Here is a 24,646-nt window from a genome sequence, read left to right as displayed (position 1 = left end):
CCACGCCCGACGGGACTCAGGCGTCGACGGCGTGTGTCCGGCCGCGCAGCGTGTCCAGCGAGCGGTAGACGCCGACGGCGACCGCGCCGAGGGCGACGACCCCCTCGTCGTCGGCCGTGGCGGAGTCGCGGAGCAGGGCGGTGAGCCGCCGCAGTGCGTCACCGGCGTCCCGGACCGCGTCGTCCCCGCCCCCCGCACCACCGGGGGCGCGGACCAGCCGGGCGAGGCCGTCGAGGGCGTCGGCCAGCAGCCAGCCGGTCCCGCCGTCGATGCGGTCGATGCCCCGGCGGTGCGGGGGCAGGTGGGCGACGAGCGTGGTCAGGTCGTCGACGAGGACGGCGACCCGGTCCAGGGCCCGCGACTCCTCCCGGACCCGCGCCGCGGTGCCGCCCCAGCGCCGCGCCCGCGGGTTGGCCAGCCGGGCGCGCTCGACGACGGCCTCGGCCGCCCGCATCCGGTCCAGCGCGGCGTCCAGGTCCCGGCGGGGCCCCTCCCACGCCCCCGGCGCGGGCAGCTCACCGTGCCGCAGGCCGCCGGCGATGTCGTGCAGGTGCCGGGCCAGCAGCGCCCGCGTGGTCGCGATCGCCCGGACGGCCGCGGTGAGCTGCATCGGCGGGAACAGGACGGTGGTGACCAGGACGCCGATCGCCGCGCCGAGCAGGGTCAGCCCGGCGTAGGCGACGGCGTAGCGCGCGGGGTCGGCCGCCGTCCCGACGGTGAGCATGAGGACGGCGGCGAAGCTCACCCAGCTGGCGTGCTCCTGCAGCACCCGCCACTGCTCGACGCCCACGGCCAGCGCCACGATCAGCGCGATGGTGAGCGCGCCGGGCAGCGCCTCGGCGGTGAGCTGGTGCACCGTGACGCCCAGGCCGAAGCCCAGCAGGATGGCGAGGACCGTCCGCCAGGCCGCGCCGGCGGAGTCGGCGACCGTGGGGTGCACGGCGACGACCGCGCCGAGCGGGGCGTAGTACGCGTACTGGGGGAACGGCGGCGGCAGCAGCACCGCCACCTGCCAGGCGAGCGCGGCGGCCAGCGCCGCCCGCACCGCACGCTGCACCCAGGGCCTGCGCAGCAGCTCGCCCGTCCGGGCCCCCGTTCCCGGTGTCCGCACCGCGGTGCGGCTACCCGCCCGGCCGGGCGCGGGCGGCGGGTTCCACCCCGTCGCCCGCGGGCGCCGGCCCGGCCGTGTTCCCGGTGACCCGCACCGACGGGACCTCCGGCGTGCCGTCCGCGCCGTCCCCGCCGGCCTCCACGACCAGCGCGAAGTCCTCGCCGTGCCGGGTGATGCCCTCGACGACGGCCTGCTCGACCGCCTCGACGGCGTAGGTGCGGCGCAGCACCATCGGGTCGGTGCGCACGTCCTTCGCGAGCGACACGGCCAGGCCGACCATGACCAGCGCGAAGGGCAGCGCCGCGATGATCGTCAGGTTCTGCAGGCCGGTGAGCGCCTCCCCGCCGCCGACCAGCAGCATCACCGCCGCGACGGCGCCCATGACCACGCCCCAGAAGACCACCGTCCCGCGGCGCGGCCGCAGCGTGCCGCGCTCGGACAGCGAGCCCATGACGATCGAGGCGGCGTCGGCCCCGGAGACGAAGAAGACCGCCACCAGCACCATGACCAGCACCGTCGTGGCGGTGGCCAGCGGGTACTGCTCCAGCACCCCGAACAGCTGCCCCTCGGAGGTGGCCTGCCCGGCGACGTCCGCGCCGGACCGCTGCGCGGCGATGCCGGCCCCGCCGAAGACGGCGAACCACACGAGGCTGACCCCGCTCGGCACCAGCAGGACGCCGGTGACGAACTGGCGGATGGTGCGGCCGCGGCTGATCCGGGCGAGGAAGACGCCGACGAACGGCGTCCACGAGATCCACCAGGCCCAGTAGAAGACCGTCCAGCCGCGCAGCCACGTCGCCGTCGCCTCACCGCCGCTGGCCTCGGTGCGCGCGGCCATCCGGGCGAGGTCCGCGGCGTAGTTGCCGACCGCGCCGGGGACCAGGTTGAGGATCAGCACGGTCGGTCCTGCGACGAAGACGAAGACGGCGAGGACGAGGGCCAGCACCATGTTGACGTTGGACAGCCACTGGATGCCCCGGGCGACCCCGGAGACCGCGGACGCGACGAACGCGGCGGTCAGCACGGCGATGATCCCGACCAGGACGCCGTTGCCGACGTCGCCGGCCCAGCCCAGGATCTCCACGCCGCTGCCGATCTGCAGCGCGCCCAGGCCCAGCGAGGCCGCCGAGCCGAACAGCGTGGCGAAGATGGCCAGGACGTCGACGACCCGGCCGGCCCAGCCCTCGGTGCGGCGCCGGCCGAACAGCGGCTCGAACGCCGCGCTGACCAGCTGCCGGCGGCCGCGGCGGAACGTGCCGTAGGCGATGGCCAGTCCCACCACGGCGTAGATCGCCCAGGGGTGCAGCGTCCAGTGGAACAGCGTCGTGGCCATGGCGGTCTGCACGGCCTCGGGGGTCTCGGCGGCCACCGTGCGCGGCGGCGGCGTCACGTAGTGCGCGAGTGGCTCGGCGACGCCGTAGAACATCAGCCCGATGCCCATCCCGGCGCTGAACATCATCGCGATCCACGAGACGGTGCGGAACTCCGGCGTCTCGTCGTCGCGGCCGAGCGGGATGCGGCCGTACCGGCTGGCCGCCAGCCACAGCACGAAGACGACGAACGTCGAGGCCAGCGTCACGAACAGCCAGCCGAGGTTCGACTCGATCCACACCAGCGCGCTGCTGCTGGCCGAGCCCAGGCCGGTCGGGCTGACGAACCCCCAGGCGAGGAACGCGAGGGCCAGGACCGCGGCGACGGCGAACACGACGCGGTCCAGCCGGCCGTGCGCGTCGGCCGCCGGGCGAGGCGGCTCGGCGATCGCGGGGTGCGGGTCTGCGGGGGACGGGACGAGGGCCGGTGCGGCCGTCGCGCCGTCGGGGTGTCCGGGCGGTGCGGGGGAGCTCACTGGTACCCGTCCGCGCGCAGGCGCGGGCGAACCTCCGTTCGGTGTGCGGTGGGGGACGGTGTCCCCGGCGGGGAGGTGTGCGCGCACGGTCAGCGCGCAGGCCCCGCGGATCCAGGGTCGACGCGATCCGGCGGTCGCGCAAACGGGCCGGTCGCCCCACAGCTCCCGGGTCCGCCGGACGGGGGACGTGCGCCGCGCCGGGATGACGGGGCGGGGGCGCCGGGTTGTTGAACGTGCAAGCACTTCACCCCCGCACGAGGAGAGCGCCCGCATGACCACCTACGCCGTCACCGGAGCCACCGGCCACCTCGGCCGCCGCGCCGTCGAGGAGCTGCTCGACCGCGGCGTCCCGGCGCCCGACGTCGTCGTCGTCGCCCGCCGTCCCGAGGCCGCCGCCGACCTGGCCGGGCGCGGCGTGCAGGTCCGCCACGGCGACTACTCGAGGCCGGACACCCTGCCCGCGGCCCTGGCCGGCGTCGACCGGCTGCTGCTGGTGTCCGGCAGCGAGCCGGGGCAGCGGGTCGCCCAGCACGAGGCCGTCATCGACGCGGCGGTGGCCGCCGGGGTGCAGCGGGTCGTCTACACGTCGATCGCGCACGCCGACACCTCGGCCAACCCGCTCGCTCCCGAGCACCGCGGGACCGAGGAGGTGCTGCTCAAGGCGGACGTCCCGGCGACCGTCCTGCGCAACAGCTGGTACCTCGAGAACTACACCGCGCAGCTGGACCGGTACCTCGCCACCGGCGAGATCGTCGGCGCCGCGGGGGCGGGCCGGGTGTCGATCGCCCCGCGGGACGACTACGCCGTCGCCGCCGCGGCCGCGCTGCTGACCGACGAGGAGGGCACCGTCGTCCTGGAGGTCGGCGGGCCCGGCGTGACCCTCGCCGACCTCGCCGCCGCCGTCACCGAGGCCACCGGGACGACGGTCCGTTACCGCGACCTCCCGGCCGACGAGCTCGTCGCGACCCTGCAGGGCGCCGGCCTCGACGCCGGCACCGCCGGGTTCGTCGCCGCCATCGACACCTCGATCGCGAACGGCGAGCTCGACACCGGCGACGCCGACCTCGTCGCGCTGCTCGGCCGGCCGGTGACCCCGCAGGCCGACGCCGTCCGCGCCACCCGCGCCTGAGCCCGTCCCGCGGCCGCCCGGGTCGACCCCGGGCGGCCGCGGACGTGCCCGCGGCCGTCCGGTCAGTCCGCGGGCACCGAGTGGTGCTCGTGGGTGACCAGCCAGCGCCCGTCCACCCGGCGCAGCCCCACGGTCAGCCGCACGTCGAAGCCCTCGGTGCCGACCGCGCCGACCCGCAGCAGGCCGTGCGCGAAGGCGACGCCGTCCCCGGCCACCACCGTCAGCCGCGAGACGTCGAACAGGCCCTCGCCCTGCGCCTCCCAGAACAGCCGCCACTGCTCCAGGTAGTCACCGATCCCGGTCACCACCATCGGCGGCGGGACGTCGAACAGCACGACGTCGCCGGTGTGCACGGCCGTCACCGCGTCGACGTCGGCGCGCCGCACGGCCTGCGCCCACGCCTCCAGCACCTGGCGGACCTGCACCTCGTCGGAGTCCATGCAGGGCAGACTGCCCCGGGCCCCGGATCTCGTCCCCCGGGGTGAGGTCCGCCGCCCGGCTGCACCCGGCCCGCGGCGGTGCCGATCCCCGGGGCATGAACCCGATCGCGTGCCGCGCCGTGGCGCAGGCGGGCCTGGTCGCGGCCACCGCCTCGGCCGACGACGAGCGCCCCTGGCCGCTGCTGCTGGTGGCCGGCCGGCACACCACCGCCGCCGACCTCGTGCCGGCCGACGCCCGGCTGACCGCGGAGCTCGCCGCCCTGCCGGTCTGACCGCCCGGAGCCCTTGGGCCCTGTCCGCTTCCCGCGGTCCGGGTGGAGGGTCGCTCCACACCTCACCGGTCTGCCCGCGGGGAGGACCCGATGACCGAGACGTCCGTCCGATCCGTACCGGCTGCGGATCGCGCGGGAGGTGGCGGGCACGCGGTCGTCGTCGGCGGCAGCATGGCCGGTCTGCTGGCCGCACGTGCCCTGGCCGGGCACCTCGACCGGGTCACCGTCGTCGAGCGGGACGTGCTCCCCGAGGGGCCCGGGCACCGCAAGGGGGTGCCGCAGGACCGGCAGTTGCACGCGCTCCTGGCCCGCGGCCGAGGCAGTCTCGACCGGCTGTTCCCCGGCTTCAGCGCCGAACTCGAGGCGGCCGGGGCCGTGTGGGCGCGGATGCCCGCCGACTTCGCTCTCCTCGGTCCCTTCGGGTGGATCGACCGGCGGGCGGCCGGCTGGACGGGGCTGTTCGCGAGCCGCCCGCTGATCGAGGCCACGGTGCGCCGCCGGGTGCGGCAGCTCCCGGGGGTGACCGTGCGCGAGGGCTGCGAGGTCACCGGCGTCCGCGCGTCCGAGGACGGACGGGCGGTCAGCGGCGTCACGGTCCGACGGCTGGACACCGGGGAGACCACCCGGCTCGACGCCGACCTCGTCGTCGACGCCTCCGGCCGGGGCTCCCGCGCGGTCGCCTGGCTGACCGCCCTCGGCTACCCCGAACCGGAACGCAGCGAGGTCGACCCCGACATCGCCTACGCCAGCCGGCTGGTCCGCATCCCGGAGGGGTTCACGGCGGACTGGAAGGCCGTGATGCTCACCTCCAAGCCACCGACGGTCCTGCGGACCGGGTACGTCTTCCCGATCGAGGGACGCCAGTGGCACGTCGCGGCGATGGGCGCCGCCGGTGACCACCCGCCGACCGACGACGCGGGCTTCGCCGCCTTCCTGCGCAGCCTGCGCCACCCCGTCCTCGCGGACGCCGTCGAGCGCGCCGAGCCGGTCACCCCTGTCCGGAGCCACCGGGGGACGGCCAACCGGCGGTGGCACTTCGAGCGGATGCCCCGCCGGCCCGAGCGGTTCGTCGTCGTGGGCGACGCCGTGTGCGCCTTCGACCCCGTGTACGGCCAGGGCATGAGCATGGCCGCCGTCGAGGCCGAGATCCTCGACGCCTGCCTCTGCGAGCAGCGCCGCCGGCAGCGGGCCGGGGACCTCGACGGTCTGGCGACCCGCTTCCAGCGCCGGCTCGCCCGCGCCCTCGCCGACCCGTGGATGTTCTCGACCGGTGAGGACCTGCGCTTCCCGACGACCACGGGCACGGAGGTGACGCGCACGAGCCGGCTGATGCACCGGTACCTGGACCGCGTGCTCGCCGCGTCCACGCAGGACCCCCGGGTCGCCGATCTCTTCGCCCGGACGCTCGGGATGCTGGAGCCGGCGACCGCCGTCTTCCGCCCGCACGTGGTCGCCGCGGCCCTGCGCGCCCGCCTCGACCGGGAGGGCGGGGTCCTGCCCCGGAGGCCGGCGGAGGCAGCACTCGCCGGTGCGGACGCCTAGGAGGCCGTCGTGACCACTCCCACGACCGAGCAGCTGGCAGAGGTGACCGAGGGCACCGTCGCCGTCGCCGGGATCCGCAGCCGGGTCCTGTCCGCCGGTCCCGAGGACGCCGCGGAGGCCGTGGTGTTCGTCCACGGCAACCCGGGCCCGGCCGACGACTGGCGTCGGCTGGTCGCCCGCACGGGGGTCTTCGCCCGCGCCGTCGCCCCCGACATGCCGGGGTACGGCGAGGCGGACAAACCGGAGCGGTTCGTCTACACCGTGGACGGCTACGCCCGGCACCTCGCGGCGATGCTGGACGCCCTCGGCGTCACCCGCGCGCACCTGGTCCTGCACGACTTCGGCGGGCCGTGGGGTCTGGCCTGGGCGGCCGACCACCCCGACCGCGTGGGCAGCCTGACGCTCGTGAACATCGGCGTCATGCGGGACTACCCGTGGCACTCCCTGGCCCGGATCTGGCGGACGTCGGGGCTGGGCGAGCTGTTCATGCGGACGACGTCGCTGCGGGGCATGCGGATGATCCTGGGCCGCGGCTGCCCCCGGGGACTGCCCGAGGAGGCCGTCCAGCGCATGTACCGCAGCGCCCGGGATCCCGGCTGCCAGCGCGCGGTGCTCCGGCTCTACCGCGCCACGGACATCGCCGCCCACGGCGAGGACCTGCACCGCCGGCTGGGTGACCTCGACCGGCCGGTGCTGGTGGTCTGGGGACGGCACGATCCGTACCTGCCCGTCGCCTGGGCGGAGCGGCAGCGTGAGACCTTCCCGTCTGCGCGGGTCGTGGTCCTCGACGACAGCGGGCACTGGCCGATGCTCGACGACCCCGTCGCCTTCGAGCACGCCGTCCTCCCGTTCCTCCGGGAGGTGACCGCGGCCGGCCGGGTGCCCGCCGCGCCCTGACGGCCGCGCCTCCCGCGGCGGAGGGTGCCTGCGTGTCCGGGTGGGCCGGTCCTCGTTGAGCCCTCCGTGATCCCGGACAGCGCCCGCACGGCCGCCCGCCGCGCCGACGACGTGCTGGCCTGGGCCCCGAGCGGCCGGATCGCCGTCCCGCTCATCGTCGCGCTGGTCGTCGTCGCCGACCTGGTCGGCGTCGGCACCGTCACCCTGCTGCTGCTCGGCGTCTCCGACGACGGGGACGACGCCGGCCGCGGCCCCACCCTGCTCGCCGCGCTGGCCTACCTGCTCGTCGCGCTGCCCGCGGCCACCCTCGCCGGGCTGCGCCGGCAGCGGGCCACCACCGCGTGGCTGGTCGCCGGCCGCGACCCCACCCCGGCCGAGGCCGCCCGCGCGCTGCGGCTGCCGGTGGACGCCGCGCTGATCGCCGCCGTGGTGTGGCTGGCCGGGGCCGTCCTGACCGGCGCCGTCGCGGCGGCCGCCTTCCCCGACCCGCTGGTCGGCCTGCGGGTCGGCGTCGTCGCGCTGCTCGGCGGCGCGGTCACCGCCGGTGTGGTCTACCTGCTCGTCGCCCGCGCCGCCCGCGCGCTCACCACCCGCGCGCTGGCCGCGCACCCGCCGTCCGGCCGCCTCGCCCTCGGCGTCCGCCCGCGCCTGCTGCTCACCTGGGGCCTGACCAGCGCGGTCCCGCTGCTCGGGGTGGTGCTGCTGTTCGCCGACCCGAGCAACCCCGGCGGGCCCGGCCGCGCCGCCGTCGTCTTCCTCGCCGTCGTCGCCGTGCTCGTCGGCGGGCTGGCCACCCTGCTCACCGCCCGCGCGGTCGGGCAGCCGCTGCGCGACCTGCGGCAGGTGGTGCAGCGGGTCGGCGCCGGCGACTACGGCGCGAGCGTCACCGTCGACGACGCCGGCGAGATCGGCCTGCTGCAGGAGGGCGTCAACACGATGGCCGCCGGGCTCGCCGAGCGGGAGCGGCTGCGCGACCTGTTCGGCCGGCACGTCGGGACGACGGTCGCCGCACGGGCGCTGGCCGAGGGCGCCTCGCTGGGCGGGGAGCTGCGGCCGGTGGCGGCGCTGTTCGTCGACGTCGTCGGGTCGACGGCGCTGGTGCGGCGCACCGGGCCGGAGGGGATGGTCGGCCTGCTCAACCGGTTCTTCGCCGTCGTCGTCGACGCGGTCGAGGCCGAGGGCGGGCTGGTGGACAAGTTCGAGGGCGACGCCGCGCTGTGCGTGTTCGGCGCGCCCACCGGTCACCCCGACGCCTCCGGCGCCGCGCTGCGCGCCGCCCGCCGGATCTGCGACGACGTCGCGCGCGCCGGGGAGGTCGACGTCGGCGTCGGCGTGGCCTGCGGGCCGGCGTGGGCCGGGCAGGTCGGCACCGCCAGCCGGATGGAGTACACCGTCATCGGCGACCCGGTGAACGAGGCCGCCCGGCTCACCGAGCTGGCCAAGGACCGGCCCGGGCGGGCGGTGGCCAGCGAGGCCGCGGTCCGCGCCGCCGGCGGGGGCGAGGCCGCGCACTGGGCGCCCGACGCGGAGGTGGAGCTGCGCGGCCGCGGCGAGCCGACCCGCACCTGGGTGCCCCGCACGTCGTGACGCCCGGAGTCCTTCTGCCGCGGCGCGGCCACCGGGACACTCCGGGACGGGCCGGCATGGGGGGCCGGTGAACAGCTCGGGCACCCCGGAGCTACAGGTGCAGCATGAGGCAGGAGCCGCGCTCGGACGGTGACCTGCTGCAGGCCGTCGCCGAACGGGACCGGGCAGCGCTGCGGGAGCTGTACGACCGGCACGCCCCGTGGCTGCGGGCGCGCCTGGCCCGCCGCTGCGGTGACGGGGGCGTGGTCGAGGAGGTCCTGCAGGACACCTTCCTCGCCGTCTGGCGCAGGCCCGCGGGGTACCGCGGCTCCGGGGACGTCCCCGCGTGGCTGTGGGGCATCGGCGTCCGCCGCCTGCTGGCCGCGGTCCGGCCGCGGCGTCCGCTGCCCCTGCGGCTGCTGGTGCCGCCGCCGGCCCCCTCCGCCGAGGACGAGGTGCTGCTCGCCGTGGAGCACGGCGACCTCGCCGCCGCGGTCGGCGGCCTGTCCCCGGAGCTGCGCGCCGTCGTGCGGGCCGTCGTGCTCGACGGGCTGACCAGCAGGGAGGCCGCCCGCCTGCTCGGCGTGCCGCCGGGCACGGTGCGCACCCGGATGGCCCGCGCCCGCGCCCAGATGCAGGCGGCACTCACCCAGGAGGCACGGACATGAGCTGGCACGTCGACCCCGGGACGTCGGCCGGGTACCGCGCCGGTGCCCTGACCGACGCCGCGGCGGCCTCGGTCGAGGCGCACCTGCTGGACTGCGCGGCGTGCCGGGCCGGCCTCGCCGCCGCGCCGCCCGGGGCGGACCGGGCCGCCCACGAGCGCACCTGGGACGCGCTGGCCACGGCCCTCGACGACCGACCGGCGTCCGCGGGCGAGCGGCTGCTCGGCCGCGTGCTGCCCACGCACGTCGTCCGGCTGCTGGCTGCAGCGCCCGCGCTGCAGCGCGCCTGGTGGGCGGCGGGGACCGGGCTGCTGGTGGTGGCCCTGCTGGCCGCCCAGCTGGGCAGCGGTGCCCTCGGGACGGCCGTCTTCGTCGTCTCCGCCCCGCTGCTGCCGCTGGCCGGGGTCGCGCTCGCCTACGGCGGGGTCGACGACCTGGCCGGGGAGGTCGCGGGCACCACGCCGTTCTCCCGGTTCCGGCTGCTGCTCATGCGGACCACGGCGGTCGCGGCGGCCACCCTGCCGGTCACCGCGGCGCTGGCGTCGGCACTGCCGGGTGGGACGCGGCCGGCGGTCCTGTGGCTGGCGCCCGCCCTCGCGCTGTGCGCGCTGACCCTGGCCCTGTCGGCCCGCACCGACCCACGCCGGGTGGCCGCCGTCCTGACCGTCCTGTGGCTGGCCGCCTCGTGGGGAGCCCTCCGCCCGCCGCGGTCGCGGCTCGCGGTCGACGAGGTGCTCGACCGCTCGCTCGCCTTCCGCCCCGCGGGCCAGGCCGCGCTGCTGTGCGTGGCCGCGCTCGCCCTGGTCGCCGCCGTCACCCGCCGCGCCACCTTCGAGGACAGGAGCAGGAGATGACCCTCCCCGTCGCGCTCGCCGGCGTCGGCAAGCGCTTCCGCGGCACCACCGCGCTGCACGAGGTCACCCTCGACCTCACCCCGGGGGTGACCGGGCTGCTCGGCCCCAACGGCGCCGGGAAGACCACCCTGCTGCGGATCGTCGCGACCGCGCTGTCGCCCGGCACCGGCGTGGTGCGGGTGCTCGGCCACGACCCGGCCGACCCGGCGGGACGGCTGGCGATCCGCCGGCGGCTCGGCTACCTGCCGCAGGAGTCCGGCGCCTACGGCGGGTTCACCGCGTTCGCCTTCGTCGACTACGTGGCCGTCCTCAAGGAGATGACCGACCGGGCCGCCCGGCACGCGGAGGTCCGCCGCGTGCTGGACGTCGTCGGGCTCGGGGACCGTGCGCACCGGCGCATCCGCGCGCTCTCCGGCGGGATGCGCCGCCGCGTCGGCCTGGCGCAGGCCCTGCTCGGCCGCCCGGACCTGCTGGTCCTCGACGAGCCGACGGTGGGCCTGGACCCGGAGCAGCGGCTGCGCTTCCGCGAGGTCCTCGCCGGGCTGCCCGCCGACTGCACGGTCCTGCTGTCCACGCACCTCACCGAGGACGTCGCCGCGCTGTGCCCCCGCGTGGTCGTCCTCGACGCCGGCCGGGTGCTGTTCCACGGGGAGACCTCCGCCCTGGCGGCGCTGGCCGACGGACGGGTGTGGGACGCCGACGGTCCGGACCCGCGGGCCGCCGTCTCCTGGCGCACGCCGGAGGGCCGCTTCCGCAACGTGGGGTCGCCGCCCGCGGGGGCCGACCTGGTCCCTGCCGGTCCCGAGCACGGCTACCTGCTGCTCACCGGCGCCGCGACCGCCGAGCAGGTGGCGTCGTGACCGCCGCGACCGCGACCCGCGACGTCGTCGTCGGTCGCTCCACCGTCGCGGCGCTGGCCCGGGCCGAGCTCGGCCACGCCGCCCGGAGCCCGCTGCTGTGGGCAGGGTGGGCCGGCTCGGTGGCCCTGGCCGTCTGGGCCGGTGCGGACGGCGGCTTCTCGGAGCCGGGGCCCATGGTCGACGGCTACGTGCTGTGGGAGTACCCCGTGGCGCCGCTCGCGTTCGCCGCCTTCCTCGCGGCGAATGCAGCCGCCCTCCGGGACCGGCCCGCCCCGACCGCGGAGCTGTTCGGCAGCACCCCGGCCCGCGGGTGGGAGCGGACGGCGGGGTTGCTCCCCGCCGCGGTGGTGCCCGCCGTCATGGCCCTGGCCGTCCTCACCGGCCAGTACCTGACCGTCCTGGCGGGAGACGGCGCGGTGCTGGGCGACGGGCGCTGGACCAGCACGTTCGACCCGGCACCGGTGGAGCTGCTGGGCGGGCCGCTGGCGGTCGCGTGCTCGTCCGCCGCCGGGGTGGCCGTGGCCCGGCTGGTGCGCTCGCGGGCAGCCGGCGCCGTGCTCGGCGTCGTCGGCTGGGCGGCCTTCTCCACCATGTACTACACGTGGCTGTACGCCCCCTTCGGCCTGTTCGCCGTGACGCGCTCGTCGGTGGTCGCGACGGACCTCGGCGTGGACCCGCCGGCGGCGCAGCTGGCGGCGCACCAGGCCGGCGAGCCACCGGGCGGGTTCGTCGACGGGTTCCTCGCGCTGGACCGCTCGCTGGCCTTCTACGGGACGCACCTGGTCTACGTCGCCGGCGTCACGCTCACCCTCGCCGGCCTCGCGCTGGCGCTCAGTGGCCGGGACCGCCGCACGCGGCGGGTGCTCACGGTCGGCCTGGCCCTCGTCGCGCTCGGCCTCGCCGGGGAGCTCGGGACCCACGACGGCGACCTCGGCTGGCTGGCCCCGCTGTGAGCACCGGCGTGCCCTGGCCGGCCCTGCTCGCCACCACCCGGCCCGTGGTCCCGTGGCGCACGCTGGCCGCGTCGGGCGGCGCCGCGCTGGCGGTGACGGCCCTGCTCACCGTCCTGCCGGCACCCGCCGACGCCCAGGTGGCGGGCACGGCGGTGCTCGTGCTCGCCTGCGGCCTCGGCGGGGTCGCCGACGACGGGACCGCGGGGCTGACCGCGGCCACCCCCGTGACGGTCCGCCGGCGCCTGCTGGCCCGGGTGGCGCTGGCGCTGCCGGTGTCGGCCGGATCGCTGGCCGGCGTCGTCCTCCTCGCCGCCGCGGCGGGGGCCGACCCGGGGTGGGATCTGGTCCGGCTGTGGGCGGTGCTGGGCCTGCTCGCGCTGGCCGCGGGGGCGGTCGGCCGCCGGGCGGGGGTCCCCGGGGCGGTCACGGCGACGGTGCTGCTCGGCGCCGGGCTGGTCGCGCAGACGGCACTGCCGGAGTCGGTGCTGCACGCCGCCCCGTGGGACTCCGCCGGCGAGCGGACCGCGCTCGTCCTGGCCGTCGCCGGGACGGCCGTGGCGTCGGCGACCCGGGACCCCGCCGCGCGGTGGCCGGGTCAGGCCTGGGAGCGGGCGAACACCTGACCGTCGGGGCCGTGCGAGCGGACGACGACGAGCACGTCCTCGCTCTGCAGCGTGCCGATCAGCGGGTCGTCGAAGCGCAGCGTGCGCCCGCCCCGGGTCACCGACAGCACGATGTCGCGCAGGTCGCGCGGGCCCAGGCCGACCTCGCCGGAGCGGACCGTCCGCTGGGAGAGGTCCAGCCCCTGCCCGCCGGTGAGCAGGTCCTCGACGACGGACACCACCCGCGGGCTGTCGGTGGACAGGCCCAGCAGCCGCCCCGACGTCGCCGACGTGGTGATGACGGTGTCGGCGCCGGACTGCCGCAGCAGCTGCGCGTTCTCCTCCTCGCGCACGGAGGTGGTGATCGGCACGCTCGGGTTGAGCTGGCGGACGGTGAGGGTGATCAGCACCGAGGCGTCGTCGCGGTTGGCCGCCACGATCACCGCGCGGGCCCGCTCGACGTGCGCCCGCCGCAGCACGTCGGTGCGCCCGGCGTCGCCGACGATGCCGGTCAGGCCGATCGAGTTGGCCTCGTCGATGGCCCGCTGGTCGCCGTCGACGATGACGATGTTCTCCAGCGGCGTGCCGGTGGCCCGCAGCGAGCGGACGGCGCTGCGGCCCTTCGTGCCGTAGCCGCACACGATGACGTGCTGACGCACGCGGGACCTCCAGCGTCGGATCCGGAACTCCTCGCGCGAGCGCGCGGTGAGCGCCTCGAGCGTGGTCCCGATGAGGACGATCAGGAACATGACGCGCAGCGGCGTGATGAACAGGATGTTCACCAGCCGCGCGCCCTCGGTGATCGGCGTGATGTCGCCGTAGCCGGTGGTCGAGAGGGTGACCGTGGAGTAGTAGACGGCGTCGAGCAGCGAGATGCCGACCTCGTCGCCGTCGCGGTAGGAGTCGCGGTCCAGCCAGACGATGAACACGGTGAGCGCCAGGAAGAACGCCGCCAGCACCACCCGCTGCCACACCTGGCGGACCGGGGACTGCTCGACGTGCGCGATCTGCACCCCGGTGTGCGGGTCGTCGCCCGGCCCGTGTCCGCCCATCACGTCCGGCGACGATAGCGACCGGGTGGTGGCCGCACCGGGATCCCGGCACGGCCACCACCCGGACGCGTCACGATCCGGACACGGCCTCCCGCTCGCGGGCGGCCAGCTCGCGCTTGAGCACCTTGCCCGCCGCCGACACGGGGATGGCGTCGATGAAGACGACGTCGCGCAGCCGCTTGTAGTGGGTGACCCGCTCGTTGACCGCGGCCATCAGCGACTCGGCGGTCAGCGCCGCCCCGGCGTCGTCGGCCTTCCGGACGACGTAGGCCACCGGCAGCTCCCCGGCCGCCTCGTCGGGCCGGCCGACGACCGCGGCGCCGGCCACGCCGGGCACGCCGAAGAGGATCTCCTCCAGCTCGCGCGGGAACACGTTGTAGCCCTTGTAGAGCAGCATGTCCTTGGTGCGGTCGACGATCGACAGGTAGCCATCCTCGTCGAGGATCCCGACGTCGCCGCTGTGGAACCAGCCGTCACCGTCGATCGCCTCGGCGGTGGCCTCGGGCCGGTGCGCGTAGCCGCGCATGACCTGCGGCCCGCGGATGCACACCTCGCCGCGCTCGCCGGCGGGCAGCGGGTCGCCGCCGCCGAGCGGCCGGATGCTGATCTCGGTGTCGAAGATCGGCAGCCCGACCGTGCCGGCCTTGCGGGTGCCGGAGCGGAACGTCGGGTTGCCGGTGGCCATCATCGTGACCTCGGTCAGCCCGTAGCCCTCGCCGATGACGGCGTTGGGCAGCAGCGCCTGCAGCCGCTCGATGAGCGACACCGGCAGCGGTGCGGCGCCGCTGGAGACGCCGCGGACGTGCGACCAGTCCTGCTCGGCGAACCCGGGCACCTGCAGCAGCGCCACGAACACCGGCGGTGCGCCGCCGATGCTGGTCACCCGGTAGCGCTGGGCGTCCTCGACGTACCTGACCGGGTCGAAGCGCATGTGGATCACGGTGGTGGTGCCACCCATGACCATGCCGTTGAGGTAGCCGATCGCGCCCATGGCGTGGAACCACGGCGTCAGGTTGATCAGGACGGCCTCGCCCAGCCGGGTCGGGCACTCGTCCTCGCCGAGCACCTGGCGGATCGTGACGTCGCCGGCCTCGTCGAGCTCGGGCAGCGAGCCCGAGGTCCAGCACGACGACTGCAGCACGTTGGTGACCACGTTGCGGTGCGGCAGCTCCACGCCCTTGCTCACCCCGGTCGTGCCGCCGGTGTAGGCCAGGTGCGCGAGGTCGGCGGCGGGGTCGAGCCCGGCGTCGAGGTGCCGGTCGGTGGGGTCGGCGGCCAGCAGGTCGGCCAGGTCGACGTCGGGGTCCTGCAGGCCCTCGAGCCGGGCGGCGAAGTCGAGGGTGTGCGCCTCGCCGGTGACGACCACCGTCTGCACCGGCGTGGCCTCGAGCGCGCCGCGGACGAAGGGCAGCACCTGGTCCCAGGTGACCAGGACCTTCGCGCCGGCGTCGGTGAGCTGCGCGGCGAGGTCGGCCGCGGGCAGCAGCGGGTTGGTGGGGGAGAAGACGGCGCCGGCCATCACCACGCCGTAGTAGACGGCCGGGTACTGGCGGCAGTTCGGGATGTGCACCGCCACGACGTCGCCGCGGCCGACGCCGTGGTCGGCCAGCCAGTTGGCGACCGCGGCGGCCCGCTGCCCCAGCTCCTCGAAGGTGAGTTCGACGTCGTGGTCGACGAACGCCGTCCGCGTGCCCCAGCGACGCACCGCGGCACGCAGGATCGACCCGACCGGCACCAGCGGGTACTCCAGCGAGCGCGGCAGTCCCGGCGGCCAGCCGGCGGCGGCCTGGCGCGTCGGGTCGGGCGCCTGCGCGGCGTCGGTGGGCGCAGGGTGCGTGGCGGTCATGCGTGTCCTTCCGTCCGGATCGGTGCCGTCAGGGTGGTACAGCTCACATCCGCTGTCGAGCAGCGCTGTGCACACCCGCGGATGTGCACAGCGCACAGGCGGGCGCTCAGACGGCGGGGTCGGAGACCAGCGAGCCGGCGCGGTGCTCCTCGCGCAGCGCGGTCTTGAGCACCTTGCCGCTCGGGTTGCGCGGCAGCGCGGACACGACCGAGTACTCCCGCGGGTGCTTGTAGCGGGCCAGCCGCTCGCCGCACCAGGCCGACAGCTCGGCGGGGCTGGGCGGGTTCTCCGGGTCCCGCGGCGCGATCACCGCCAGCGGCGCCTCGCCCCAGCGCGGGTCGGGCACCCCGATCAGCGCGACCTCGGCGACGCCGGGGTGCGCCGCGAGGGCGTCCTCCACCTCGGCGCAGTACACGTTCTCGCCGCCGGTGATGATCATGTCCTTCTTGCGGTCGACGACGTAGAAGTAGCCGTCCTCGTCCTCGCGCACGAGGTCCCCGGAGTGGAACCAGCCGCCGGCGAACGCCTCCGCCGTCGCCTCGGGCTTGCCCCAGTACTCCTTCATGACCATCGGGCTGCGGTAGACGATCTCGCCCACCTCGCCGCGCGGCACGTCCTGCATGGCGTCGTCGACGACGCGGACCTCGACGTTGAGCATCGGCGTCCCGACCGAGCCGATCTTGCGGATCGAGTCCTCGCCGCGGAGCAGGCAGGTGACCGGGCTGCACTCGGTCTGGCCGAACGCGGTGACCACCTCGGCCTGCGGGAAGGTGTCGATCATCGTGCGCAGCAGGGTGGTCGACGCCGGCGCGGCGCCCCAGGAGATCCGCTTGAGGCAGGACAGGTCGCGCTCGGCGATCCCCGGCACCGCCACCACCGCCGCCCACATCGCCGGCACGAGGAAGAGGTTGGAGATCCGCTCCCGCTCGATGAGGTCGAGCGTGGCCACCGGGTCGAAGCCGCCCGAGGTGAGGATGACGTGCGTGCCGCCGAGCAGCAGCGACGGCAGCCCGCCGGCCAGCCCGGCGATGTGGAACAGCGGCGCCCCCGGCGCGCCGACCCGGTCGTCCGGGCCCACCCCGAGGGTGGCCACTTGGCTGAACACGTGCATCAGCAGGTTGTGGTGGGTGAGGACGGCGCCCTTGGGCCGCCCGGTGGTGCCGGAGGTGTACATGACGAACGCCGGCGCCGCCTCGTCGACCTCGACGTCGAGCGGCTCGGCCGACGCCGCCGCCAGCGCGTCCTCGTAGTCCTGGCCGATCGTCAGGACGGTGTGCACGCCGGGCGCCTGCTCGCGCGCCTTGGCCGCGACGCCGGCCAGCGCGGGGTCGACCACCAGCGCGGCGGCCCCGCTGTCGGTGAGCACGTAGGCCACCTCGTCGGCGACCAGGCGGAAGTTGACCGGGACGACGATCGCGCCCAGCCGCACGCCGGCGAGGTAGGACTCCCACACCTCGATCGAGTTGAGCCCCAGCACGGCCACGCGGTCGCCCGCGGCCACGCCCCGGCCCGCCAGCGCCCGCGCCAGCCGGGTGACCCGCTCGTCGAGCTCGGCGTAGGTGCGGCCGGTGCCCGAGAAGCGCACGGCCACCGCGTCGGGGGTGCGGCGGGCCCAGCGGGCGAGCTGGTCGGCCGTCGTCATGCCGCGCCCCTGCAGCCGGGGGGTCGGGTCGTCCACGTGTTCCTCCTGCGCCGCCGCCGGGTGTGACCTGCGTCATGCTGGCGGGGTGGCGGGGGGCGGTCAACCCTGACCGTCAGGGCACCCGGGCGGCCGCGCCGACGAGCATCGGGTTGACCAGGACGGCGTCCGCGGCGGCGGCCTCGGCACGCAGCCGCCGCTCGAAGTCCTCCGGTCCCACCTCCGCGGCGGTGGCCGTGCCGGTGCGCTCGAGGACCGGCAGCAGGCTGGTGAGGTCGCCGGCGACGACTGCCCACCCGGCCGCGTCGCCGCCCCGCTCCAGCGGCTGGGCGGAGGTGAGCACGGGGTCGGGCAGCCCGGCGGCGCGGAAGACGCCGGTCAGCCGCAGGCCGGCGTCGAGGGGGACGCCGGACCGGCCGAGCGCGGTGCGCAGCCACCGGTCGTAGGCGGTCAGCAGCGGCAGCGGCGGGTGCGCGGCCCGGCTGGTGAGGACGACGTCCTGGAAGGCGACCACCCCGCCCGGGCGCACCAGCCCGGCCGTGCGGGCGACGAGCGCGACCGGGTCGGGCAGGTGCAGCAGCACGAGCCGCCCGAGGACGGCGTCCACCGGCCCGGCCGGGGACCAGGTCGTGACGTCGGCCCGCACGAACTCGGCGTGGGCGTACCCGGCGGCCTCCGCCCGTCGCCGGGCCACCGCCAGGTGGCGGTCCGAGGCGTCGACGCCGACCACCCGGCCCGTGGGCCCCACCCGCTCCGCGGCGGCCAGCGCGGCCACGCCGGGACCGCAGCCGAGGTCGACGACCGACGCGCCGGGGGCCAGGCCCGCGCTGTCCAGCCAGGCGCCGGTGGCCGGGGCGTAGAGGCGGGCGAGCACGTCCAGCCGGGCCAGCTCGGGGTCGGTGTCGCCGAGGACGTAGCCGGTGCCGGGTCCGTCGCGGGTGTCGCCGGTCATGCACCCGCATCGTGGCCCGGGGCGACCGCGCCGTCAGCCCTCCGCGGGCGGCGTCAGCATCCGCGCGGCGAGCCCCTTCCAGAGCGTGAGGTGCGGGTCGGTGGCGGCGGGCCGCTCCTCGAAGGCGTACACGCAGGCCACCCCGCGCATGCTGGTGAACAGCAGCTCGCAGACCTCGGCGTAGCGCGGGGCCGAGGCGATCCGCGGGCCCCAGATCCCGTCGGCCACCCGGCGGATCGCCGCGCGCAGCCGGCGCTCCTCGACCCGCAGCGCCGCCCGCAGCTGCGGGTCGGTGCGGGCGGCCAGCCACAGTTCCATCGCCGCCCAGAACGGCGGCTCCTGGAACGTCGCCCACATCAGGTCGATGGCCCGGTCGATCCGCTCGGGCCCGGCCGGCTCGTCGGCCATGACCGCCGCCGCGCGCTCCTCCACCTCGGTGAGCAGCGTGCTCGACAGGTGCCCGGCGGCGGCGACCAGCAGCTCCGCCCGCGACGGGAAGTGGTGCAGCAGCCGGCCGCGGGACACCCCGGCCCGGGCCTGGACGGCGAGGGTGGAGGCCCCGGCGTAGCCGGACTCGACCAGGCAGGCGACGGCGGCGTCGAGGATCAGCGCGCGGCTGTCGGCCGTGCGGGTCGACCGGCGGCGGGGGCCGTCGTCCGGGAGGGGGTCGGCGCTCACGCGCCGCAGGCTAGGGCCCCGGCGCCCCGCTGAACAGTCACCGTTGACCGTCGAGGGTGACCGCTGTCACGCTGCGGCGCGTACCGCTCGACGACGAGGAGGGACCGGGTGGACTTCGACGACACCCCCGAGGAGGCGTCCTACCGGGCGCACGTCCGCACCGTGCTCGACGAGCACGCGTCCGAGCTGCTGCACGTCTCCCCGGGGGAGCCGGTCGACGCGCGCTCCCGCGAGGCGGAGCTGCGGGCCACCCAGCGGGTGCTGGCCGAGGCGGGGCTGGTCGGCGTCACGTGGTCGCGGGAGTACGGCGGGCAGGGCGGCACGCTGGTGCAGCAGGCGATCGTGGCCCAGGAGCTCGCCCGCGCCCGGGTCCCCACGCTGGTCAACCACATCGGCATCGGCATGTGCGGGCCCACGGTCATCGCGCACGGCAGTGACGACCAGCGGTCCCGCTACCTGGCCCGGCTGCTGCGCGCCGACGACGTCTGGTGCCAGCTGTTCAGCGAGCCGGGCTCCGGCTCGGACCTCGCGGCGCTGCGCACCTCGGCCGTCCGCGACGGCGAGGACTGGGTGGTCAACGGCCAGAAGGTGTGGACGACGCTCGCGCACGTCGCCGACCTCGGCATCCTCCTCACCCGCACCGACCCGGCCCGGCCCAAGCACGCCGGGCTGACGATGTTCGTCGTCGACATGCGCGCCCCGGGCGTGACCGTCCGGCCGCTGCGCCAGATGAGCGGTGGCGCGGACTTCAACGAGGTGTTCTTCGACGACGTCCGCATCCCCGACTCCGAGCGGCTCGGCGAGCCCGGCGAGGGCTGGCGGGTCGCGCTCACCACGCTGATGAACGAGCGGGTCGCGATCGGCGGCGCCGGCAGCGACATCGGCCCGGCGCCGGAGTCGCTGGCCGCGCACGCCCGCGACCGGCTGCCCGCGCTCGACCCGGAGCGGCAGGCGCTGGCCCGGCAGGCGGTCGGGCGGGCGCTGGTCGCCTCGCTGGCCGCCCGCTACACCGGCTACCGCCGGTTCACCACGCTGTCCCAGGGCGGCGTGCCCGGCCCGGAGGCCAGCGCCGGCAAGCTCGGCGGCACGGCCGCGGCCCGGCTGGTCGCCGACGCCGGCGTCCGGCTGCTCGGCGACGACGCCGTGTACGGCGCCACCGCCGACGGCGACGACACCTGGCAGCGGGCGCAGGCCTACGTGCCGGGCATCGCGATCGCCGGCGGCACCGACCAGGTGCTGCGCAACATCCTCGGCGAGCGGGTGCTCGGCCTGCCGCCGGAACCCCGCACCGACAAGACCGCGCCGTTCTCCGGAGGTGCCCGGTGAACTTCGACCTGTCCGACGACCAGCGGGCGGCCGCCGCCGGTGCGCGCGAGTTCTTCACCGGCTCGGTCACCCCGGCCGCCGCCCGCGCGGCGCTCGAGGGCGCCGGCGTCCCCGGCCCGGGGCGCAAGGCGCTGGCCGACATCGGCTTCCTCGGCATCACGGTGCCGGAGTCCGCGGGCGGCGCCGGCGGGAGCGTGCTCGACCTCGCCGTCGTCGCCGAGCAGGCGGGCGCCGTGCTGGCCGGGCCCTCGCTGGTCACCGCCGCGCGCGCCGCGGTGCTGCTGGAGTCCGCACCCGACCTCGCCGCGCAGCTGGCCGACGGGTCGGCCGCGCTCGCCGTCCTCGACGGGCCGGTCACCGGCTCGACGCCGTCGCTGGACGCCGCCGACGCCACGCTGTTCCTCGGCCTGGACGGCGGCGCGCTCGTCGTCGGCGAGGGCGAGGTGACCCCCGGCCGGCCGATGGACGCCACCCGCGGGCTGGCCTCGGTGCGGATGACCTCCCGCCGGGTGCTCGCCGAGGACGCCGGGCAGCTGTGGGCGCGGGCCCGCCAGGTGGGCGCGGTGGTCCTCGCGGCCGAGGACCTCGGCGCGGCCGACCGCGCGGTGCTGATGGGCGTGGAGTACGCCCGCCAGCGGGAGGCCTTCGGCCGGGTCATCGGCTCCTACCAGGCGGTCAAGCACATGCTGGTCGACGCGTGGGTGGGTGTGGACCAGCTGCGCTCGCTGGTGTGGTGGGCGGCGTGGGCGGCCGACTCCTCGCCGGCCGAGCTGCCGCTGGCCGCGGCCGCCGCCAAGGCCTACGCCGCCGAGGTCGCCGAGCGGGCCACCGAGACGGCGATCCAGGTCCACGGCGGCACCGGGTTCACCTGGGAGCACGACGCGCACCTGTACTGGCGCCGCGCCAAGGTGGACCGGCTGCTGCTCGGGGACGCCGCCGAGCACCTGGACACCGTGGCCCGGCTCGCCGAGGCCGGCGCCCTGGGATGACGTTCGAGCAGCTCCGGTACGAGGTCGCCGACCGCGTCGCCACCATCACGCTGTCCCGGCCCGACCGGCTCAACGCCTTCACGCCGGGGATGGCCGCCGAGCTCGGCCGCGCCGCGGCGGCCGCCGACGCCGACGAGGCGGTGCGGGTCGTCGTCGTCACGGGGGAGGGGCGGGCGTTCTGCGCCGGCGCCGACCTGGGCGCGGGCTCGGGGACCTTCGCCGACCGCGACCGCGGCGGGGGCCCGCCGGTGCAGGGGACCGTCGACGGCGTCGCGCGGGACTGGGGCGGCGTCGCGTCGCTGCCGTTCGCCGCGCTGCGCAAGCCGGTGATCGCCGCGGTCAACGGCCCGGCGGTCGGCATCGGCGCGACGATGGTGCTGCCGATGGACGTGCGGATCGCCGCGGCGTCCGCCCGGTTCGGCTTCGTCTTCGCCCGCCGCGGCATCACGCCGGAGGCGGCGTCGACGTGGTTCCTGCCGCGGGTGGTCGGGATCAGCCAGGCGGTGGAGTGGGTGGCCACCGGCCGGGTCTTCGGTGCCGACGAGGCGCTGCGCGGCCGGCTGGTCAGCCGGGTGGTCCCCGACGCCGACCTGCTGCCCACCGCGCTCGACCTGGCCCGCGAGATCGCCGACAACACCTCCGGGGTGGCGGTCGCCGCGGCCCGGCAGATGCTGTGGTCGATGCTCGGGGCGCCCTCGCCCTGGGACGCGCACCGGCTCGAGTCGCGGGCGCTGGCCGAGCTCGGCCCCGGTCCCGACGCCGCCGAGGGCGTGGCCGCCTTCCTCGCCAAGCGCCCGCCGGCGTTCGCCACGCCGCTGGGGGAGGGGCTGCCGGCCGGCGTCCCGCCCTGGCCCGCACCACCGGACGACGTCCGCCCCTAGCGCCAGGTCCCCGCGATCACGGCGCCATGACCACCTCCGCACCTCCACGGATGGTCACGGCGCCGTGATCGCGGACTAGACCGCCGCGATGGCGGCGACGGGGGCGGTGCGGGCCGCGCGGCGGGCGGGCAGCACCGAGGACAGCAGCCCGGCGAGGGCCGCGACGACGATGATCCCGCCGACCTGCAGCCACGGGACGTCGAGCAGCACCTCGTCCTGCCCGCCGAGCACCGATGCCGTCCCGATCAGCCCGTAGCCACCGCCGAGCAGCACGCCGAGCACCGCGGCGACGCCGGCGACCAGCACCGCCTCCCAGGCCAGCAGCGCGCGCAGCTGGCCGCGGGTCAGCCCGAGCGCCCGCAGCAGGCCGTTCTCCTGCCGCCGCTCGACCACCGACAGCGCCAGCGTGTTGCCGACGCCGATCAGCGCGATGAGCACCGCGACCCCGAGCAGACCGGTGACCACCAGCAGCAGCACGTCGAGCACCGAGTCGATCGCGGCGCGCTCGCTCGCCAGGCCGGTGACGTAGGCGTCCGGGGCCGCCGCGCCGGTCAGCTCGGTGACCTCGTCGATCGCGGCCCGCTGGCCGGCGCCGTCGTCGAGCCGCAGCCACAGCGTCGCGGGCGCCGCGCCGGGCACCAGGGCGTGCAGGTCCGCGGCCGTGACCAGCGGCGTTCCGGCGTCGCCCGCGCCGAGGACGACCGTGAGCGCCCGGGTGCGGTCGCCGGCGCGCAGCGTCAGCGTGTCCCCGGCGCGCAGGCCGTGGGTGTCGGCGGCCCACTGCGGCAGCACCGCCTCGCCGAACGCGGGCAGCGTCAGGCCCGCGGTGCTGCGCAGCACCGGCGCGGCCGTGGCGGGGTCGACGCCCTGCACCCACAGCGGCTGCCCGTCCGGCGCGGTCACGTCCGCGCCGAGCAGGGCCGTCCCGCCCGCCACGCCGTCGACCTCCTGCAGCCGCGGCAGCAGCGACCCCGGCAGCTCGGCGTACGCGCCGATCTCGACGTCGGCGGGGTACGCGGCGTCCAGTCCCGCCTGGGCGGTGGCCCGGGTGGACGCCGCGCCGACGACCATCGCGGTGGTCAGCGTGACCCCGATGAGCAGCGCGGTCGCGGTCGCCGCCGTCCGCCGCGGGTTGCGCGAGGCGTTGCCCGCGGCCATCCGGCCGGGCACCCCGCCGAGGCGGCCCAGGGCCCGGCCGGCCGCGGCCACCACCGGCGGCACCGCCCGCTGGGCGAGCAGCACGACGCCGAGGAAGCTCGCCACGCCGCCGGCCAGCGTGGCGTACACGGTCACCTGCAGGACGCCCAGCGCCATGAGCGCGGCGCCGCCGAGCACGAGCAGCAGCCCGGCGGTGAACCGGAGCAGGCCGCCCCGGCTGCGCAGCGGCGCGGGGTCCTGCGGCCGCAGCGCGGCCAGCGGCGCCACGCGGGTCGCCGCGCGGGCCGGGCCCAGCGCCGCGAGCAGGGTGGTCAGCGTGCCGACCGCCAGCCCGGCACCGACCGCGTACAGCGGCACCGTGACGCCCTCCAGCGGCAGCGGCGAGTCGGTGCCGACCAGCGCCGAGACGAGCGCGGCGAGCCCCACGCCGGCGCCGACCCCGAGCGCCGAGGCGGCCAGGCCGGTGGCGGCGGCCTCGGCCAGGACGCCGCGCCGCACCTGCCGGGAGGTGGCGCCCACGCAGCGCAGCAGCGCCAGGTCGCGGGTGCGCTGGGCGACCAGGACGGCCAGCGTGTTGGCGATGACCAGGCCGGCCACCAGGACCGCGACGGTGGCGAACACGAGCAGCACGGCGGCGAGGGCCAGCCGGTTGCCGGTGACGTCGGCGACGGCGTCCTCGGCGGCCTGCTCGCCGGTGCGGACCTCCACCGCCGCGAAGCCCAGCGCGGGCGCCAGGGACGCGGCCAGCGCCTCCGGGTCGGTGCCCGGCCCGCCGGCGACCCGCAGCTCGGTCGGCTCGGCGGCGCCCCAGGCCGCCACCTGGTCCGGGACGGCGAAGGCGCGCGCGAACAGCCCGGCGCTCGGGTCGCCGCCGAGGTCGACCCGGCCGGTGACGGTGGCCGCGGCGGTCGTGACCACCTCGCCGGTGACGGGGTCGTACACGGTGACGGCCACGACGTCGCCCACGGCCGCCCCGGTCGTCGTCGCGACCGCGATCTCGCCCGGCCGGTCGGGGAGCGCGCCGTCGGTGACCCGCTGCCAGCGCAGCGCGGGGTCCGCGGCGACCGACTGCACCTGCAGGTACGCCTCGGACCGGCCGGGGAAGCGGGCCTGCACGTCCGCGGACGTGGTCGGGTCGACGGCGCGGACGCCGGGCACGGCCGCGACGGCACCGGCCGCCCCGGCCAGCGAGGAGCCGTCGGTGGTGGTGACGACGACGTCGGTGCCGACGTACTCGGCGCCCGCGGCGCGCAGCAGCGTGGCGCGGGAGGTCTCGTTGAGGACCAGGGTCGCGACGACGAAGGCGACCGCGATGACGACAGCGAGGGTGGCGGCGACCAGCCGCGGCAGGTGCGCGCGCAGGCTCGCCAGCGTGGTGGACAGCACCG

At 77.1% G+C, this 24,646-nt stretch carries 22 protein-coding genes; 13 read left to right on the top strand and 9 right to left on the bottom strand.

The window, feature by feature from the left end:
* Positions 1-16: 16 nt before the first annotated feature.
* A complete protein-coding gene (locus tag ACI798_RS01085; RefSeq protein ID WP_456941299.1) occupies positions 17-1,111 on the bottom strand; it encodes an FUSC family protein in 1,095 nt (364 codons plus the stop codon).
* Positions 1,112-1,121: 10 nt separating this feature from the next.
* Entirely contained in the window at positions 1,122-2,957 is a 1,836-nt protein-coding gene (locus ACI798_RS01080; RefSeq protein ID WP_456941300.1) for a BCCT family transporter, read from the bottom strand.
* 271 nt (positions 2,958-3,228) lie between these two features.
* On the opposite strand from ACI798_RS01080, the gene ACI798_RS01075 reads away from it, so the two are divergent.
* The gene (locus ACI798_RS01075) at positions 3,229-4,086 is read left to right on the top strand and encodes an SDR family oxidoreductase (protein WP_457046955.1); all 858 of its coding nucleotides are present in this window, start codon (positions 3,229-3,231) and stop codon (positions 4,084-4,086) included.
* A 62-nt stretch (positions 4,087-4,148) separates the two neighbouring features.
* Here the strand turns inward: ACI798_RS01075 and ACI798_RS01070 are convergent, their stop codons facing one another.
* Complete coding sequence (locus ACI798_RS01070; protein ID WP_457046954.1) at positions 4,149-4,526, bottom strand: YybH family protein; 378 nt, start codon at positions 4,524-4,526, stop codon at positions 4,149-4,151.
* 95 nt (positions 4,527-4,621) lie between these two features.
* Between ACI798_RS01070 and ACI798_RS01065 the strand changes: the two genes are divergently transcribed.
* From ACI798_RS01065 to ACI798_RS01025, 9 genes are all read left to right on the top strand, one after another.
* A complete protein-coding gene (locus ACI798_RS01065; protein ID WP_456941303.1) occupies positions 4,622-4,798 on the top strand; it encodes a hypothetical protein in 177 nt (58 codons plus the stop codon).
* Between the two features lie 90 nt (positions 4,799-4,888).
* A complete protein-coding gene (locus tag ACI798_RS01060) occupies positions 4,889-6,340 on the top strand; it encodes an FAD-dependent oxidoreductase (RefSeq protein ID WP_457046953.1) in 1,452 nt (483 codons plus the stop codon).
* A 9-nt stretch (positions 6,341-6,349) separates the two neighbouring features.
* Positions 6,350-7,237, top strand: a complete 888-nt coding sequence (locus ACI798_RS01055) for an alpha/beta fold hydrolase (RefSeq protein ID WP_456941305.1) — start codon at positions 6,350-6,352, stop codon at positions 7,235-7,237.
* Between the two features lie 66 nt (positions 7,238-7,303).
* Positions 7,304-8,824, top strand: a complete 1,521-nt coding sequence (locus ACI798_RS01050) for an adenylate/guanylate cyclase domain-containing protein (protein WP_457046952.1) — start codon at positions 7,304-7,306, stop codon at positions 8,822-8,824.
* Positions 8,825-8,928: 104 nt separating this feature from the next.
* On the top strand, positions 8,929-9,471 hold the full coding sequence (locus ACI798_RS01045; protein ID WP_456941307.1) for an RNA polymerase sigma factor: 543 nt from the start codon (positions 8,929-8,931) through the stop codon (positions 9,469-9,471).
* The gene (locus tag ACI798_RS01040) at positions 9,468-10,322 is read left to right on the top strand and encodes a hypothetical protein (RefSeq protein WP_456941308.1); all 855 of its coding nucleotides are present in this window, start codon (positions 9,468-9,470) and stop codon (positions 10,320-10,322) included. The genes ACI798_RS01045 and ACI798_RS01040 overlap by 4 nt, the downstream gene beginning before the upstream one ends.
* Positions 10,319-11,182 (top strand): ATP-binding cassette domain-containing protein, encoded by an 864-nt coding sequence (locus tag ACI798_RS01035; protein WP_456941309.1) that lies wholly within the window; start codon positions 10,319-10,321, stop codon positions 11,180-11,182. The genes ACI798_RS01040 and ACI798_RS01035 overlap by 4 nt, the downstream gene beginning before the upstream one ends.
* Positions 11,179-12,135, top strand: a complete 957-nt coding sequence (locus ACI798_RS01030) for a hypothetical protein (protein WP_456941310.1) — start codon at positions 11,179-11,181, stop codon at positions 12,133-12,135. The genes ACI798_RS01035 and ACI798_RS01030 overlap by 4 nt, the downstream gene beginning before the upstream one ends.
* 8 nt (positions 12,136-12,143) lie before the next feature.
* On the top strand, positions 12,144-12,758 hold the full coding sequence (locus ACI798_RS01025; RefSeq protein ID WP_457046951.1) for a hypothetical protein: 615 nt from the start codon (positions 12,144-12,146) through the stop codon (positions 12,756-12,758).
* On the opposite strand, the gene ACI798_RS01020 is transcribed toward ACI798_RS01025, so the two are convergent.
* The 5 genes from ACI798_RS01020 to ACI798_RS01000 all read right to left on the bottom strand — a co-directional run bounded on the left by ACI798_RS01020 (position 12,731) and on the right by ACI798_RS01000 (position 18,904).
* Positions 12,731-13,789, bottom strand: coding sequence for a potassium channel family protein (locus ACI798_RS01020; RefSeq protein WP_456941362.1), 1,059 nt, complete (start codon positions 13,787-13,789; stop codon positions 12,731-12,733). The genes ACI798_RS01025 and ACI798_RS01020 overlap by 28 nt on opposite strands.
* A gap of 70 nt (positions 13,790-13,859) precedes the next feature.
* Positions 13,860-15,635 (bottom strand): class I adenylate-forming enzyme family protein, encoded by a 1,776-nt coding sequence (locus ACI798_RS01015; RefSeq protein ID WP_457046950.1) that lies wholly within the window; start codon positions 15,633-15,635, stop codon positions 13,860-13,862.
* Between the two features lie 106 nt (positions 15,636-15,741).
* A complete protein-coding gene (locus ACI798_RS01010; RefSeq protein ID WP_456941313.1) occupies positions 15,742-17,313 on the bottom strand; it encodes a long-chain-fatty-acid--CoA ligase in 1,572 nt (523 codons plus the stop codon).
* Between the two features lie 76 nt (positions 17,314-17,389).
* Positions 17,390-18,226, bottom strand: coding sequence for a class I SAM-dependent methyltransferase (locus tag ACI798_RS01005; protein ID WP_456941314.1), 837 nt, complete (start codon positions 18,224-18,226; stop codon positions 17,390-17,392).
* A gap of 33 nt (positions 18,227-18,259) precedes the next feature.
* On the bottom strand, positions 18,260-18,904 hold the full coding sequence (locus tag ACI798_RS01000; protein ID WP_456941315.1) for a TetR/AcrR family transcriptional regulator: 645 nt from the start codon (positions 18,902-18,904) through the stop codon (positions 18,260-18,262).
* Positions 18,905-19,012: 108 nt separating this feature from the next.
* Here ACI798_RS01000 and ACI798_RS00995 point away from each other — a divergent pair, with 108 nt between their 5' ends.
* Genes ACI798_RS00995 through ACI798_RS00985 form a run of 3 tightly spaced genes read left to right on the top strand, consistent with a single transcriptional unit; the run spans position 19,013 to position 22,100 of the window.
* The gene (locus tag ACI798_RS00995; protein WP_457046949.1) at positions 19,013-20,230 is read left to right on the top strand and encodes an acyl-CoA dehydrogenase family protein; all 1,218 of its coding nucleotides are present in this window, start codon (positions 19,013-19,015) and stop codon (positions 20,228-20,230) included.
* Positions 20,227-21,219: an acyl-CoA dehydrogenase family protein gene (locus ACI798_RS00990; RefSeq protein WP_457046948.1), complete on the top strand. Its 993-nt coding sequence runs from the start codon at positions 20,227-20,229 to the stop codon at positions 21,217-21,219. The genes ACI798_RS00995 and ACI798_RS00990 overlap by 4 nt, the downstream gene beginning before the upstream one ends.
* On the top strand, positions 21,216-22,100 hold the full coding sequence (locus ACI798_RS00985; protein WP_456941318.1) for an enoyl-CoA hydratase-related protein: 885 nt from the start codon (positions 21,216-21,218) through the stop codon (positions 22,098-22,100). Before ACI798_RS00990 ends, ACI798_RS00985 begins: the two co-directional genes overlap by 4 nt.
* 75 nt (positions 22,101-22,175) lie before the next feature.
* Here ACI798_RS00985 and ACI798_RS00980 read toward each other — a convergent pair whose 3' ends face one another.
* Positions 22,176-24,644, bottom strand: coding sequence for an FtsX-like permease family protein (locus tag ACI798_RS00980; protein ID WP_457046947.1), 2,469 nt, complete (start codon positions 24,642-24,644; stop codon positions 22,176-22,178).
* Between the last annotated feature and the right edge of the window lie 2 nt (positions 24,645-24,646).

The sequence above is a fragment of the Geodermatophilus sp. SYSU D01045 genome, assembly GCF_054050295.1.
The sequence above is the reverse complement of the archived record's forward strand: the minus strand, read 5'-3'. Positions and strand labels throughout refer to the sequence as shown.